We start from the raw sequence: 13,846 nt of genomic DNA on the forward strand, positions 1-13,846 counted from the left end.
CCCGCGTGATCCGGGAGGCCCACTACCACATCGGCCTTAATGCCCCCTGGCACCTCTTTCTCGGGCAGATCGAACAGGAAAGCGGATGCAGGCCGGGCGTTACCGCCTTCGATGGCGGAGCGGGCCTGGGGCAGTTCATGCCGAAAACCGCCGAGTGGATACACGACCGGGAGGAGGCCCTCCGGGAGATCTCCGTCACGCCGTCACCCTACGATGTGCGGTGGTCCATCCGGGCCCTCATCCTGTACGACCGGTACCTCTACGGGGTGGTCCTGTGTGAGGACTGGTCTTACGCATTCAGGGCCTACAACGGCGGCCAGGGGATCCTGAACAGGGAGATCCGCCGCGCGGGGTCCTGCGACCGTAAGACCGTGGAGAGCCAGTGCCGGCGCAAGGTCATCCGGCTCAGGAACGGCAGCCTTCTCGATCTCTGCAGGGTGAACATCGACTACCCTCGCCAGATCGAGCGAAGGGGGGAGAGGTACAGATGACAGCAGAGATCGTCCTCAGGATCGCGAAGGTTCTTGCTCCCGTCCTCATCGGCGCCGTCATCGGTGGCGCGATCGTCGGCAAGGTCCAGCAGGCCCGCATCGATACTGTGGCCGTGGAACTGGCAAAGGTGAAACAGGAGCTCACAACCAAGAAGCAGGAGCTCACCGACTGCCAGGACGCGAACGCGACGAGCCAGACGACGATCGGGAGCATGAAGGCGGAGCTGCAATCGGCGCAGGCAAGTTGCACGGCACGGCTCCGGCAGAAGGAGCGCACGGCCGCCGAGATCGCGCGGATCGATAACCTCAAACCGGGGGTGAAAACAGATGAGACAAAGGGCATTACTGGCGATGGCGGTACTGGCGATCCTGTCCTCGACGCTCTCAACGGGCTGTATGTCAATGAACGATGGCCGGCAGGTCGTGAAGACTGAGTACATAAGGCAGCAGGTCCCGGAGCCTCCGGCGCTCCCGGAGTACTACCCGGTCACCTTCATCAGGAAGGACGGTCTCTACTGCACGTCGGACGACGAGAGCGCGCGGAACCTCCTCAAGAACCGCGTCCTCGACAAGGGCTACCAGGCGGAGATGAGGGGCGCCCTGGACGACATGAAGAAAGGTGTCCGATGACCCCCGAGACCGCACATACCCTGGCAGCGATCGCGACGATCATCGACAAGCTCGGCGCCCTTCCGATAGGGACGCTACTCATCGTCATCATCTTCGGTCCTTGGGTCTTCACGTTCATCATGGAGCGGGCCCACGAGAAACGGATCGCGGCGATGGAGGCCATGTACAAGAGCAACGTGAAGCTCGTCGAGGCCTACGCGAGACTGGCGGACGGGCTCAACGACGTCATCACGCTCAACACCGCGAAGTGGAGCGAGGCGATCGACAAGATCAACGCGAACCAGTACTGTCCCCTGGCGCGGGTGAAGAAGGTCCACATGGAGGATATGCATGGGTGAGATAGCGAGGCTCAAGACGGAGATACAGGCGAGGAAGTTCCGGGCCCTCACGCTCGCGGCGGACATCGACCGCAAGGTCAAGGACATCAAGGAGGCCCTTGCCGGCTATCCCCTCACAAGGCCCGAGAACCTGCGGCTCGCCATGGTGGCCGAGATCTCCGCCGAGCTCGAGAAGCTCCAGGCAGAATACCTCCAGCTGCAGCATGAGATCGATCTCGCCGAGAAGGAGCTGCAATAGATGGCGAACAGATCCTACCAGCTCGAGACCCGCGAGGACGCCTACGAGACCTGGCGCTCCTGCGGACAGAACGTGGAGCAGACCCTCGCCGAGCTCAAGAGGAACGGATACTCCATCTCGAAGCCCACCCTTTATGACTGGATGGAGAAGTACGGATGGAAGGACCGGGCGGCCCGCGCCGAGGTGTACGAGAAGAAGACAGGCGACCCGGCGATGAGCGCAGAGGCCCGGGCGCTTCTGTCCTTGGAGAAGGTCCAGGAGCGTTACGAGGAGTACTTCGAGACCCTGGGGCCGGGCAGGGTCGACAACCAGGCCATGTTCGCCTACACGGGGATCGTCAAGTCCATCACGGAGATAAAGGCGAAGACCGGGGCCGTCAAGGCGGCGCTCTTCCTCGACTTCATGAAGGACCTCATCGGGTATCTCGGAAAGAACGACCCCGCCGCACTCGAGGCGATCGAGCGGAACTTCGACGACTTCGTGAGGTACGCACAGGAGACGTATGCCGCTTAGCGCCAAAGACAGGATGTTCAACCGGGAGGTCGAGGCCCTCCGGGCTCTTATCCAGAGCAAGGCCAAACCCTTCTCCGATGACCGCAACGCTCAGCGCGAGAGGATGAGCCGGGCCAGGAAGGACCTGGAATACTTCGGGCTGACCTATTTCCCTCATTATCTCGATACGCCCCCGTCGGAGCTGCACAAGTATTTCTCCCTGAGGTACCCGCAGATGGTCCTCCGGGCGAGCGAGACGGGAGAGGGAGACCGGGAGGCGGATGCAGCACCGAGGGGTAACGCAAAGTCCACCTGGACCACGCTCATCCTTCCCTTGTGGTGCGCCGCATACAGGCACCGCCTGTTTCCGCTCATCGTCAGCGAGACGGCCGCGCAGTCGGCAGACTTCATCTCCTTCATCAAGGCAGAATTGGAAACCAACGAAAGACTGAAGCAGGACTTCCCTGATCTCTGCGGCGAGGGTCCCGTCTGGCAGGCCTCCCAGATCATCACCCGCAACGGGGTAAAGATCAGAGGAGTCGGCGCCGGCCAGAAGCTCCGCGGCATGCGCCACGGATCCCGCAGGCCCGACCTCGTCATCTGTGACGACCTCGAGAACGACGAGTCCGTGGAGTCCCCGGACCAGCGCAAGAAGCTGGAGAAGTGGTTCATGAAGGCCCTCATGAAGATCGGGCAGCCCGATACGGTCTACATCGTCGTCGGCACGATCCTCCACTACGATTCGCTCCTTGCGAACCTGCTTAAGAAGCCCGGATGGAAGGGGCGTAAATTCAAGGCCGTCTTGAAATGGTCACGATCGAAGCTCTGGGAGAGATGGGAAGAGATCTTCGCGGATGTGAGCGTCGGCAAGGAGGAGGCGGAGTCCGCGGCGGACGCATTCTTTACAAAACACCAGGCGGAGATGCTCTCCGGCACCGAGGTCCTCTGGAAAGAACGTGAGCCCTATTACTACCTCATGAAGATGTACGTCTCCGAGGGTCCGGCGTACTTCAACTCGGAGAAGCAGAACGAGCCCCTGAACCCCGAGGACGCCGTCTTCCTCGAAGAGTGGATCCGGTACTACGACGAGGATGAGGTCGACCTCTCCGGGATCCAGCAGGGCTGCGCCATCGACCCGTCGATGGGCAAGAAGTCGCGCGCGGCCGACCCTTCCGCCATCATCGGCGGCCGGATGAAGGACGGGACCATCTACCTTACCGTGGCGGACATTGAGAAGAGGCACCCCGACAAGATCATCGACGACTTCATGACCTATCACACCCGGGATCGCTTCAACCAGGTCGTGATCGAGGACGTGCAGTTCCAGGAGTACTTCAAGGACGCCTTCGAGGCAGAGACCCACAAGCGGGGCATGACGGTGTACGTCGAGGGCGTCAAGCCCAACGTCGACAAGGACCTGCGCATCATCACCCTGCAGCCCTGGGTGAAGAACGGGTGGATCCGGTTCAAGAGGCAGGGGATGGGCGAACTGATAAAGCACCTCATCTACTACCGGCCGAGGGGCAAGGGCGGCCATGACGACGGACCGGATGCGCTCGAGATGCTCAAGAGCCTGCTCGAGAAAGGCCTCGCCGGGTCCGTGGAATACACGACGGTGGCCACCCGGGGAGTCTTCAAAAGGGATGACGATGAAGGGGACCATCGACTGAGATTTGCAGCGAGAGGAGCATGGTGATGAGACAGGCGAAAAAAAGGCCTTATTTTGAGGCCGGACCCTTTATAAGGGCAAACACCCGCATGAAGCCATTGACAGGTGTTATAACTATGTCAACGGCGAATTGGGAGGCCATTTAGTTATGCTCGTAGACCAGTTCGGCCGGGAGATCCGTTCCAACAAGCCCATCCTCGAAGAAATCGCCGTCCAGACGGTCCGGGACCGCTACGGTTCCTACCCCTCCCAGGGGCTCACCCCGGAGCGCCTCGCACGGATCTTCAAGGAGGCTGACCAGGGGGATGTGACGCGCCAGGCGGAGCTCTTCGAGGAGATGGAGGAGAAGGACCTCCACCTCGGCGGTATCCTCCAGACGAGGAAGCTTGCAGTGACGGGTCTCGAGTGGGATGTCCTGCCGGCCAGTGACAGCGCGGAAGACAAGAAGATCGCGGCGGCGGCGAGAGAGATGATCGAGTACATCGAGAACTTCGACGATGCCCTCATGGACATCCTCGACGCCGTGGGGAAGGGATTCTCCGCGCTGGAGATCATGTGGGAGATCTCGGAAGGGCAGGTCTGGGTGAAGACCCTCGAGTGGGTCCACCAGAAGCGCTTTACCTTCAACTCCCCCCAGGGACTCCTCAAGCGCCCCCGGCTCCTCACCGACGATGCACCCGTCTGGGGCGAGGACCTGCCGCCCAACAAGTTCCTCGTCCACGCCTACAAGGCCCGCTCGGGCGCGACGCCCCGGGGAGGCCTCCTTCGGCCCTGTGCCTGGATGTACCTCTTCAAGAACTACGACATCAAGGACTGGCTGATCTTCAACGAGCTCTTCTCTGTCCCCATGCGGATCGGCAAGTACAAGCCGGGGGCGTCGTCGAACGACATCGATGCGCTCAAGCGGGCTGTCTTCAACCTCGGCGTCGACGCGGCCGCCGTAATCTCCGAGTCGACGATGATCGAGATCCTGGAGTCGAAGGTGACGGGCACGAACAGCTCGCACGCGAAGTTCGCCGAGTTTTGCGACAAGGCGATGAGCAAGGCAGTCCTCGGGCACACGGGTAACGCCGATAGCACCCCGGGGAAGCTCGGCGCCGAGAAGCAGGCTACCGAATTGAGGCAGGACCTCAGGGAGTCTGACGCCAAGGCCCTCATGAAGACGACGAAGTTCCACCTTCTCACCCCCTGGGTCATGTTCAATTACGGGCCCGGCAAGGGGGTTCCCAAATTCAAGATCCACTGCGAGGAAGAGGAGGACCTGGAGAAGGCTGCGAAGGTGTATGGCATCCTGGTGAAGGAGGCGGGTTTCGAGGGGATCCCCGAGAGCCACATCCATGACCGCTTCGGCATCCCGAAACCCCAGGCGGGAGAGAAGACCCTGAGGCTCCGGCAGCCGGGCGGACCCGGTGACGACGCTCCCGCCGTCGAGAAGACGGCCCACAAGGCGGATGTACCGGACGACATCGACAACCTCATTACCGCCCAGAGATACATAGACTCCCTGGCCGACGATGCCCTTGCGCGGGGTGCGATCGACCTGTCGGCCATCGAGTGGATCGTCGAGAAGGCGGAGTCCTTTGACGATCTCCAGGCGATGCTCGCCGAGGTCTACACCGACATCGGGATGGATGAGTTCCGTCGCGTCCTGGCGGAGGCGATAATCAGAGCTGACCTGAAAGGAAGGACCCTCGCATGATCTCCTTCGAAAGCCTTCCCTTTGATGAAGCGATCATGTTCTTCCGGGACAAAACGGTCCTGACACCCGAGAAATACGCTCAGCTCAGCGACGTGGCAAAGGCGAAGGCCTTCACGGTCTCCGGCGTCACCCGGATGGACGTCCTCACCGACATTCACGGCGCCATCGACAGGGCGATTGCCGATGGCACGACGTTCGCAGACTTCAAGAAGGACATGAAGCAGACCATGGCGCGGCGGGGCTGGGAAGGCTTGAGTCCCTACCGGCTCGAGACGATATTCCGCACGAACGTCCAGGCAGCCTACCAGGCGGGCCACTACCAGAGACAGATGGAGGTCACCGGCAGTCACCCGTACTGGCAATACGTGGCTGTAATGGATTCCCGGACACGCCCAGCCCATGCGGTAATGAACGGCAGGACACTGCCTCACGACGATCCCTTCTGGTCCACAAGCTATCCTCCGAACGGCTTCAACTGCCGCTGCACCGTGAGGGCACTGACGAAAGGAGAGGTCTCCCGGGAGAAACTGTCGATCGAAAAGGAGGCGCCGGGCATCGCGGACCCCGGCTTCGCGGGCAATCCCGGACAGGCGTACCGGACAGACCTCATTGCCTGGGAGAAGGCACAGAGGGCACCGGAGGCCGTCAGGGAGGCGTTCGTCGCCTCGATGGTGGAGAGTTCCCCGAGGAAGGCGGCATTCTCATCCTGGATCGACGATATCGTGAGAGACGGAAAGGCCCGCGGCGCGACGTCCGTTGTCGGCTGGATGGACCTGGCCACCATGAAATACCTGGAAGGGGAGAACATCGCCATCGCATCGCCGGTGATCATCGCGGATGACCGCGGCATGCTCCATGCGGCAAGGACCGCAAAGCGACTCAGGGGCAATGCCCTGACCCCCGAGGAACTGAAGATGCTCCCGGACATCGTGGCGAATGCGGAGGCCATCCTCTGGGATACCCAGGACCCCGCGCTCCTCTACGTCGTCACCGACAGGGACAGGAAGATAAAGGTTGTAACCCGTGTCAATTACAGGCTGAAGGGAGCGCCGGAGCCGGTCAACATTATCGCAACGGCAGGAAAGGTCAAGAGGGGCGACTTAATGGGCAGGAGATATCAGATTATCCGGGGGAAGTTATGATGGGGCCGGAGGGGCGCCACATCCCTCATAGGGCCGATCCCGTAGGCCCGGGACCCGTCCAACTGGCCGCGGCGACTTTCCAGTTGTCAGCCCCATCAACAGTACAAAGTTTACCACACCCGGGGGAGTTGTCAAGATGCAGATAGACGTCGAGATAAAGGACAAAAAGGTGCAGCGGCTCTTCACGAGACTCCAGAGGAACGTGAAGGACCTCCGCCCCGCCTTCCGCGCGATCGGGGAGATCATCCGGTCCTCGGTGATCAGGAACTTCGAGGAAGGCGGCCGTCCGGATAAGTGGGAGCCCACGCGGATCCGCTCCATTTACCAGGCGTACACGGGGAAGAAGACAAAATCGGGCGGGAACCGAAAGGCGTACACCATCCGCGGCCGTCTCACCAAGGCCTTCGACCGTTATTCATCAGGGAGAAAGACCCTCATCGACACGGCACGACTCCAGAACTCGGTTACTGCCCGCGCCGAGACCGACCGTGTCGTTGTGGGCACCAACCTGGTCTACGCCCGCATCCATCAGCTCGGCGGCATGGCGGGCAGGAACAAGAAGGTGAAGATCCCCGCGAGACCCTATCTTCTGGTCCAGGACGAAGACTGGCCATCGATCGGGCAGTGCCTCAGGGGGTTTCTCATGAAAGGAGCACAGGAATGAAGAACGCGCTGGTTCTAATCTGCAAGGATGTCGAGGGCAAGGTGCCCGCCGAGATCCAGGTGATCCCCTACGGGTACCATGACACCCCCAAGGGACCGTTCACGCTCGACGACGAGGGGGCCCGCGGGATCGTCGAGGCCTTCGAGGCACAGACGAACGACATGGTCATCGACTACGAGCACCAGACGGTCGCCGATCCTCCCGTTGAGGCCCCGGCCGCGGGGTGGATAAAGACGCTCGTGAACAGGGGCGCCGACGGTATATGGGCCGTCATCGAGTGGACGGACAGGGCGAAGCAGTACATCGCCAACAGGGAATACCGGTACGTCTCGCCCGTCTTCTTGAAGAGGATCTCCGACAACAGGGTCATCCGGCTCATCAACGTGGCGCTCACAAACCAGCCGAACATCGACGGCATGGTTCCCCTTGCCAACAAGCTCGGCTTCGAGGGGGACACAAATACAAAGGAGGCAACCATGAAAGAACTGTGGAAACTCCTCGGTCTTTCCGAGGACGCAAAGGAAGAGGCGGCGATCGCGGCGGTGAACAAGCTCAAGATCGCCCTTGAGGGGAAGACGGTGATTATCGCGAACAAGGGAGTCCTCGACGCCCTGGGCCTCGCGGAGTCAGCTACGGAGTCGGAGATCGTCGCCACCATCCTCGCGATGAAACAGTCACACACGAAGATCGACGACGTGGTGAAGGAACTCAACACGCTCAAGGCGGGTTTGATTCAGAGGGACGCCGACGGCGCCGTCGAGATGGCGATGAAGGAGGGCAAGATCACACCGGCACAGAAGGACTGGGCCCTTGACTACGCGAAGCGCGACCTGGAGGGTTTTAAGGTCTTCGTCTCGAAGGCCCCGGTCGTCGTCATCGAGGGCAAGGTGGTCACCGACCAGAAGGAGGCCGGTACCGGGATCGATGACGTCCAGGCCCAGATCAACAAGATGTGCGGCGTCGATGAAGAAACGTTCAAGAAGCACAATAAAGGGGGTGAAGCATGACCGCATTGACTGCAGACAAGAGGACGCAATACACCGAGGGCGTCGATGTTCCTGCCCCGGTCGATGGGGGCAGCAAGATCTTCGCCGGCGCGAACGCATGCTTCAACACGGCGGGGTTCCTCGTCCCGGGAGGGGATACGAGCGGCCTCATCTATGCCGGCGTCTCCCGGAGCTCCATCGACAACAGCCTGGGCCAGGACGGAGACGAATTGGCCGTCATTCGCCGGCGCGGGCTCTTCCTCATGGAATTTGCCACGGAGATCAGCCAGGCGAACGTCGGGGACAACGTCTTCCTCGTCGACGACCAACTGGTGGATCTCGCGGGAAACGTGACATACGATATTTTCTGCGGCATCATCGCCCAGTTCGTCGACACGACGCACGCATTCGTCGACATCCTCCCCGCGATCCTGCAGGCGGACGTCGCCTCGCACATCGCGGACCCGTCGGGAGCCCACGCGGCCTCCGCCATCTCCGCGGCGGACGCGGGGAACCACTTCCCCGCCGCTGAGGCCACTGTCGAAGCTCAGCTCCAGAAGCTCGGCAAGGGCCCCTTCTTCCTGACTCTCCCCAGGTTTACCGGGTGGACCAAGGACGCAGCGGACCACGCGATCGCCCTGCCGGCGATCGAATCCCCGAACCCCGTCATGGTGAAGCGGGCATACGTGAACCTCGGCACGGCCCCCGGGGCGGACAAGACCTTGACGCTCAAGCTCAATGACACGGAACTCCTCTCCATCGCCGGGGCGGACACCCAGGGGGAGGCGGAGGCCCTTTCGATCGCCGTCGCCAAGGACACGGACTTCATCATCAAGGCGAACGAGACGGCATCGGGAGCCGGCGCGAACTGCGACATCACGCTCGTCATGTACATCGATGACGGCGAATAAAAGAGCCTACAAAGGAGGCCAACAATGATTATCAACCAGGCAGCACTTTCCGGGATACACAAGACCTTCAGCACCATCTTCAAGGAGGCGCTGGCGGCCGCGAAGAGCCAGGTCGATCTTGTCGCCATGCGGGTACCTTCCACCGGTAGAAGCGTCGACTACAAGTGGCTCGGCAACTTCCCGCAGATGCGCGAGTGGCTTGGGGATCGGGTCATCAAGGACCTGTCCGGTTTCCACTACGAGCTCGTCAACAAGTCCTACGAGGCCACGATCGAGGTCGACCGGGATGACATCGAGGACGATCAGATTGGCGTCTACACGCCCATGATCCAGGGGCTCGCCCAGTCCGCGAAGGTCCACCCTGACATCCTTGCCTTCGCGTTGCTCAAGCTCGGCTTCTCCACTCGGTGCTACGACGGGCAGTATTTCTTCGATACCGACCATGAGGTAAACGGAGCCTCGGTGGCCAATTCCGGAGGCGGGTCAGGTACGGGCTGGTACCTTACGGACCTCTCGCGCCCCATCAAGCCCCTCATCCTGCAGCGCCGCAAGGAGCCGGAGTTCGTTGCCATGGACAAGCCCGACGATGAGAACGCCTTCATGCGCAAGAAATACCGCTACGGTGTCGACGATCGGAAGAACGTGGGCTTTGGCCTCTGGCAGCTCGCCTACGGCAGCAAGCAGACCCTTAACGGGGCGAACTATGCCGCCGCGCGCTCGGCGATGATGTCCTTCACGAACGATGAAGGAACGCCCCTCGGGATCAAACCCACGCATCTCGTTGTCCCGCCCACCCTGGAATCAGTGGGAAGGACGGTCCTCGAGGCGGAGAAGGATGCCACGGGCGCGTCGAACGTCTGGTACCACACGGCTGAGCTCGTTGTCGTGCCTTGGCTGGCGTAGAAGGAGGCCTCAATGAAGATCAAGTGTAAATCGATACCGAAGAAGTTCCGCAGGGCAGGGATCACGTTCTCGAGTACACCCGCGGAATACGACGTCGACGAGAAGACCCTAAAGGTCCTTCAGACCGAGTCCATGCTCGTCGTCGAAGTTCTCCCGGAAGAGAAGAAAGATCCGGAGAAGGGAAAGGCCCAGGACAAGGAGAAAGCAGCTCCGGGCCAGGACGAATCCGGGAAGAAGGGCAAAGAGAAGTAATAAAGGACAAGGAGGCCAGGAGGAGGGCCCTGCCCTCCTCCTTTACAAACCATGGCATATTGCACGCTCGACGATATCACGAAGGCCCTGGACGAGACGACCATTATCCAGCTCACCGATGACGAGAACCTGAAACCCGCGGCGATCGACACCGGGGATCCGGATCACGCCGGCATCATCGCCCGCATCGACGAGGCCATCGAAACGGCGGATGCGGAGATCGACGGGTACTGCGCCGTGAAGTACTCGGTACCGCTCTCCCCGGTCCCGGCCGTCGTGAACAAGCTCTCCGTGGATCTCGCCATCTACTACCTGTACTCGCGGCGAACCATCCCGGAGAAGGTAGAGAAGCGCTACGAGAGGGCCGTGGCCAGGCTTAAGGACGTCGCGAGAGGACTCCTCTCCCTGGGCGTCGATCCGGAGCCGGCGGCATCGGTGGCAGCCGACAGCGCCCAGGCCAACAAGGCAACGAGCGATCGCGTCTTCACCCGCGACTCGCTGAAGGGGTTCTGACATGCTTGAGCAGATCGAAGAGGCCGTGGCCGCCAGGCTCACGCTGAAGGTTCCCGAACCGAAGCACGTCGATATCGAAGAGAAGCACAGCTCGCTGGCCATGCCGGCAATCGAGGTATACACGGGACCTGGACCCTTTGAGAAGGTTGGTCAGAAGTACAAGCTGAGACCCTCGATCTTCGTCGTCGTGACGTTTCAGAACATGCGCTCGACGAAGGACCGGCGTGCAGGGATGTACCCTGTCCTGGAGGCCGTGGCGGCTGCCCTCATCCTGCAGACGCTCGATCTCCCCATTGACCCTATGCGGCCGAAGGGAATCGAGAACATCACCCTCGAGGAAGAGGAGAAGGACGGAAAGATCGTCTTCGCCGTGGAGTTCCAGACCGGATTCTTCATCGACAGGATCGATGATGAAGCCGCGACAGCGGAGGATCTCCTCGAGATGGGATTCAAGTATTATCTCAAACCCGGTGATGACGTCGCCGACGCGGAAGACGTCGTGGAGTTTGGAACCGAGACATGAAAAGGAGGCTATCATGGCAGTCTTAAAAGTTACCGCAGCGCCCGGCACGCGCTGTCCAATGGAAGGCCGGCCGCGGGAATACATCGCCGACGGCGCGGCCGTGGAAGTACCCGAGACCGCATACTACCGGAGGCTCATCGCCGACGGGTCCCTCGTTGTTGCCGCCCCGGGAAACAAAAAGGAGGTAAAGACCGATGGCAAGTGAGAACATATCCTTCGATAACATCCCCTCATCGATCCGCAAGCCCGGCAAGTACTTCGAGTTCAACACGAAGCTCGCCGTGCGGACGCTGCCCAACAACAAACAGCGCATGCTTATCGTCGGCCAGAGGACATCGGCCGGCACCGTCGCGGAGAAGATCCCGACCCGTGTCTTCAGCGACAAGGAGGCGGAGGTCTACTTCGGCGCGGGCTCGATGTGCCACCTCCTGGCTCGGGCCGCCATCACGGCCAATCCTTACCTGGACCTCACCGTCATCGCCCTCGATGACGCGAGTGCCGGGCAGCCCGCGGTGGGGACCGTGACTCTCGGCGCATCCGCGTCGGGCAGCGGCGTGCTGACCCTCTACGTGGGAACACATAAGGTGGAGATCGCCATCGCCACGTCGACGGCCGCAGCTGCGGTGGCCGCAGCTCTCGAGGCGGAGCTTGACAAGCACCCGGACCTGCCCGTGACGGCGAGCGTCGACGGGGCTGTCGTCACCCTGACGGCAAAGAACAAGGGCCTGTGCGGCAACGACATACATCTCAGCTACGTCCTCACGAACGTATCGACCCTGACGGTGTCCATCAGTGCCATGGCAAGCGGGGCCACCAATCCGACCCTGGCCGATGCGCTTGCGGTCGTCTTCGGGGAGAAATACGACATCATCGCCTCGCCCTACAACAATCAGACGGACCTCACGACGCTCAAGACCCATCTCGACTCGGTGAGCGGTCCCATGGAACAGCGCCCAGGCGTCGGGGTCTACGGCATGAACGCGGCCCTGTCGACGGTAACGACGCTCACCGGCCAGGTGAACTCGGGGAGGATCCTCTGCGCCTACCACCGGTATACGGCGGCCACCCTCGTGCAGAGCATGCCCTATGAGATAGCGGCCGCCTTCGGTGCCGTCATGGCCTGGGAGGAGGATCCCGCGCGGCCGCTCAACACCCTCGCGCTCACTGGCATCACACCTGCCAACATCGCGGACCGCCTGTCGAGGACAGAGCAGGAAACTCTCCTTTACAACGGCGCCTCGCCCATTGAGGTGGGCCCGGGTGAGACGGTCCAGATCGCGAGGGCGATCAGCACCTATCTCCAGGATGCCCAAGGAATTGACGACGTGTCGCTCCTCGATATCACCACGATCCGCACCCTCGACTATGTCCGCAAGGCGGTACGGGAGCGGATCAGCTTGCGCTTTCCCCGGGAGAAGCTCTCGAGCAAGACACCGCCGAAGGTCCGTGCGGAGATCCTGGACGTGCTCCTTCTTCTCCAGGAACTTGAGATGGTCGAGGAGGTTGAAGCAAACAAGGACGCCCTCATCGTCGAGAGGGACCTGCAGGATGTGAACCGTCTGAACGCCCGGATCCCCGCGGACGTCGTCAACGGGCTCCACGTGTTCGCCGGCAGGATCGACCTGCTGCTGTAGTCAAAAAGGAGGACAACCATGGCAGATGAATATGTCGAATTGGTAACACTGGAAGTGAACGGCACGGAGATCACCGATTTCAACAAGGTGTCGGAGAACGAGATCGAGGTCCGGCGGCCTGTCAATCTCATGAACAAGACGGGTTTCACGAAGACCACTGCCCGCTATGGGGTCAAGGTGGAGTACGTGATCCCGAAGACTCAAACGCCCTTCAACTTCGAGGAAGTGGAGAACGGGACGCTTACCATCGACAGGGGCAACGGCAAGCGGATCACCTACAGCGGCGTCTTCACGACGAAGATCGGAGAAGCCTCCTACGGTGAGAAGGAAGCCAGCCAGACCATCGAGCTCGGCGCCGACAAGAGAACGGAGACGTGACCATGATAAAGGAAAAGCGCACGCTCCCCATCGGCATCGAGCATAACGGCCAGGTCCACCGCGAGCTGGAGATCGAGGCGCGCCGGGTCGCCCACATGGTGGACGCCCTCGAGGAGGAACGGGCCCAGGAGAATAGCCGTTATCGCGAAGTTTGCATGTACGCATGCCAGATAATCAAGCTGGGCGATATCCCGAAAGAGGACATTAACGGGGAGCTTCTCCTGTCTATGTTCCCCCGGGACTTCGAGGTGCTGACGGAGGCAGCGGAGACGGCCCAGAGACGGGCCGAGGGGTTTCAATCCGGGCCCGAAGAGTCAACGGAGACTTAGCTCCGCCGAGGCAGAGGTTCTCCTCAGACAGGCGATACTGGCCATGCTCAGGCT

General features: G+C 61.3%; 20 protein-coding genes. All 20 read left to right on the forward strand.

The window, feature by feature from the left end; translation table 11 throughout:
• Positions 1-5: 5 nt before the first annotated feature.
• Complete coding sequence (locus tag GXX82_06065; GenBank protein ID NLT22593.1) at positions 6-491, forward strand: lytic transglycosylase domain-containing protein; 486 nt, start codon at positions 6-8, stop codon at positions 489-491.
• Entirely contained in the window at positions 488-925 is a 438-nt protein-coding gene (locus GXX82_06070) for a hypothetical protein (GenBank protein NLT22594.1), read from the forward strand. The genes GXX82_06065 and GXX82_06070 overlap by 4 nt, the downstream gene beginning before the upstream one ends.
• A complete protein-coding gene (locus tag GXX82_06075) occupies positions 915-1,121 on the forward strand; it encodes a hypothetical protein (protein ID NLT22595.1) in 207 nt (68 codons plus the stop codon). Before GXX82_06070 ends, GXX82_06075 begins: the two co-directional genes overlap by 11 nt.
• Positions 1,118-1,459 (forward strand): hypothetical protein, encoded by a 342-nt coding sequence (locus tag GXX82_06080; GenBank protein ID NLT22596.1) that lies wholly within the window; start codon positions 1,118-1,120, stop codon positions 1,457-1,459. Before GXX82_06075 ends, GXX82_06080 begins: the two co-directional genes overlap by 4 nt.
• Positions 1,452-1,697: a hypothetical protein gene (locus tag GXX82_06085; GenBank protein NLT22597.1), complete on the forward strand. Its 246-nt coding sequence runs from the start codon at positions 1,452-1,454 to the stop codon at positions 1,695-1,697. The genes GXX82_06080 and GXX82_06085 overlap by 8 nt, the downstream gene beginning before the upstream one ends.
• Complete coding sequence (locus GXX82_06090; protein NLT22598.1) at positions 1,698-2,210, forward strand: hypothetical protein; 513 nt, start codon at positions 1,698-1,700, stop codon at positions 2,208-2,210. It abuts the gene before it with no gap.
• Positions 2,200-3,885 (forward strand): phage terminase large subunit, encoded by a 1,686-nt coding sequence (terL, locus tag GXX82_06095; GenBank protein ID NLT22599.1) that lies wholly within the window; start codon positions 2,200-2,202, stop codon positions 3,883-3,885. Before GXX82_06090 ends, terL begins: the two co-directional genes overlap by 11 nt.
• Before the next feature lie 121 nt (positions 3,886-4,006).
• Entirely contained in the window at positions 4,007-5,557 is a 1,551-nt protein-coding gene (locus tag GXX82_06100) for a DUF935 domain-containing protein (GenBank protein ID NLT22600.1), read from the forward strand.
• Positions 5,554-6,699: a minor capsid protein gene (locus GXX82_06105; protein NLT22601.1), complete on the forward strand. Its 1,146-nt coding sequence runs from the start codon at positions 5,554-5,556 to the stop codon at positions 6,697-6,699. The genes GXX82_06100 and GXX82_06105 overlap by 4 nt, the downstream gene beginning before the upstream one ends.
• A gap of 136 nt (positions 6,700-6,835) precedes the next feature.
• Positions 6,836-7,363, forward strand: a complete 528-nt coding sequence (locus tag GXX82_06110; GenBank protein ID NLT22602.1) for a phage virion morphogenesis protein — start codon at positions 6,836-6,838, stop codon at positions 7,361-7,363.
• Complete coding sequence (locus tag GXX82_06115; GenBank protein ID NLT22603.1) at positions 7,360-8,370, forward strand: hypothetical protein; 1,011 nt, start codon at positions 7,360-7,362, stop codon at positions 8,368-8,370. Before GXX82_06110 ends, GXX82_06115 begins: the two co-directional genes overlap by 4 nt.
• Entirely contained in the window at positions 8,367-9,260 is an 894-nt protein-coding gene (locus GXX82_06120) for a hypothetical protein (protein ID NLT22604.1), read from the forward strand. Before GXX82_06115 ends, GXX82_06120 begins: the two co-directional genes overlap by 4 nt.
• Before the next feature lie 24 nt (positions 9,261-9,284).
• The gene (locus GXX82_06125; GenBank protein NLT22605.1) at positions 9,285-10,163 is read left to right on the forward strand and encodes a hypothetical protein; all 879 of its coding nucleotides are present in this window, start codon (positions 9,285-9,287) and stop codon (positions 10,161-10,163) included.
• A 12-nt stretch (positions 10,164-10,175) separates the two neighbouring features.
• The gene (locus GXX82_06130; protein NLT22606.1) at positions 10,176-10,415 is read left to right on the forward strand and encodes a hypothetical protein; all 240 of its coding nucleotides are present in this window, start codon (positions 10,176-10,178) and stop codon (positions 10,413-10,415) included.
• Between the two features lie 51 nt (positions 10,416-10,466).
• Positions 10,467-10,928, forward strand: coding sequence for a DUF1320 domain-containing protein (locus tag GXX82_06135; protein NLT22607.1), 462 nt, complete (start codon positions 10,467-10,469; stop codon positions 10,926-10,928).
• Between the two features lies 1 nt (position 10,929).
• Positions 10,930-11,451, forward strand: a complete 522-nt coding sequence (locus tag GXX82_06140) for a DUF1834 family protein (protein ID NLT22608.1) — start codon at positions 10,930-10,932, stop codon at positions 11,449-11,451.
• A 13-nt stretch (positions 11,452-11,464) separates the two neighbouring features.
• Positions 11,465-11,656, forward strand: a complete 192-nt coding sequence (locus GXX82_06145; protein NLT22609.1) for a DUF2635 domain-containing protein — start codon at positions 11,465-11,467, stop codon at positions 11,654-11,656.
• The gene (locus tag GXX82_06150) at positions 11,646-13,085 is read left to right on the forward strand and encodes a phage tail protein (protein ID NLT22610.1); all 1,440 of its coding nucleotides are present in this window, start codon (positions 11,646-11,648) and stop codon (positions 13,083-13,085) included. The genes GXX82_06145 and GXX82_06150 overlap by 11 nt, the downstream gene beginning before the upstream one ends.
• Positions 13,086-13,103: 18 nt before the next feature.
• On the forward strand, positions 13,104-13,463 hold the full coding sequence (locus GXX82_06155; GenBank protein NLT22611.1) for a hypothetical protein: 360 nt from the start codon (positions 13,104-13,106) through the stop codon (positions 13,461-13,463).
• Positions 13,464-13,465: 2 nt separating this feature from the next.
• Positions 13,466-13,792 (forward strand): hypothetical protein, encoded by a 327-nt coding sequence (locus GXX82_06160; GenBank protein NLT22612.1) that lies wholly within the window; start codon positions 13,466-13,468, stop codon positions 13,790-13,792.
• The last annotated feature ends 54 nt before the right edge of the window (positions 13,793-13,846 follow it).

This window comes from Syntrophorhabdus sp. (assembly GCA_012719415.1).
GTDB lineage: Bacteria > Desulfobacterota > Syntrophorhabdia > Syntrophorhabdales > Syntrophorhabdaceae > Delta-02.

What these genes read in the sequence shown, in the direction of transcription:
- GXX82_06070 (NLT22594.1), top strand. Translation starts at nt 488, where the DNA reads ATGACAGCAGAGATCGTCCTCAGGATCGCGAAGGTTCTTGCTCCCGTC.
- GXX82_06080 (NLT22596.1), top strand. Translation starts at nt 1,118, where the DNA reads ATGACCCCCGAGACCGCACATACCCTGGCAGCGATCGCGACGATCATC.
- GXX82_06085 (NLT22597.1), top strand. Translation starts at nt 1,452, where the DNA reads ATGGGTGAGATAGCGAGGCTCAAGACGGAGATACAGGCGAGGAAGTTC.
- GXX82_06090 (NLT22598.1), top strand. Translation starts at nt 1,698, where the DNA reads ATGGCGAACAGATCCTACCAGCTCGAGACCCGCGAGGACGCCTACGAG.
- terL (NLT22599.1), top strand. Translation starts at nt 2,200, where the DNA reads ATGCCGCTTAGCGCCAAAGACAGGATGTTCAACCGGGAGGTCGAGGCC.
- GXX82_06100 (NLT22600.1), top strand. Translation starts at nt 4,007, where the DNA reads ATGCTCGTAGACCAGTTCGGCCGGGAGATCCGTTCCAACAAGCCCATC.
- GXX82_06105 (NLT22601.1), top strand. Translation starts at nt 5,554, where the DNA reads ATGATCTCCTTCGAAAGCCTTCCCTTTGATGAAGCGATCATGTTCTTC.
- GXX82_06110 (NLT22602.1), top strand. Translation starts at nt 6,836, where the DNA reads ATGCAGATAGACGTCGAGATAAAGGACAAAAAGGTGCAGCGGCTCTTC.
- GXX82_06115 (NLT22603.1), top strand. Translation starts at nt 7,360, where the DNA reads ATGAAGAACGCGCTGGTTCTAATCTGCAAGGATGTCGAGGGCAAGGTG.
- GXX82_06120 (NLT22604.1), top strand. Translation starts at nt 8,367, where the DNA reads ATGACCGCATTGACTGCAGACAAGAGGACGCAATACACCGAGGGCGTC.
- GXX82_06125 (NLT22605.1), top strand. Translation starts at nt 9,285, where the DNA reads ATGATTATCAACCAGGCAGCACTTTCCGGGATACACAAGACCTTCAGC.
- GXX82_06130 (NLT22606.1), top strand. Translation starts at nt 10,176, where the DNA reads ATGAAGATCAAGTGTAAATCGATACCGAAGAAGTTCCGCAGGGCAGGG.
- GXX82_06135 (NLT22607.1), top strand. Translation starts at nt 10,467, where the DNA reads ATGGCATATTGCACGCTCGACGATATCACGAAGGCCCTGGACGAGACG.
- GXX82_06140 (NLT22608.1), top strand. Translation starts at nt 10,930, where the DNA reads ATGCTTGAGCAGATCGAAGAGGCCGTGGCCGCCAGGCTCACGCTGAAG.
- GXX82_06145 (NLT22609.1), top strand. Translation starts at nt 11,465, where the DNA reads ATGGCAGTCTTAAAAGTTACCGCAGCGCCCGGCACGCGCTGTCCAATG.
- GXX82_06150 (NLT22610.1), top strand. Translation starts at nt 11,646, where the DNA reads ATGGCAAGTGAGAACATATCCTTCGATAACATCCCCTCATCGATCCGC.
- GXX82_06155 (NLT22611.1), top strand. Translation starts at nt 13,104, where the DNA reads ATGGCAGATGAATATGTCGAATTGGTAACACTGGAAGTGAACGGCACG.
- GXX82_06160 (NLT22612.1), top strand. Translation starts at nt 13,466, where the DNA reads ATGATAAAGGAAAAGCGCACGCTCCCCATCGGCATCGAGCATAACGGC.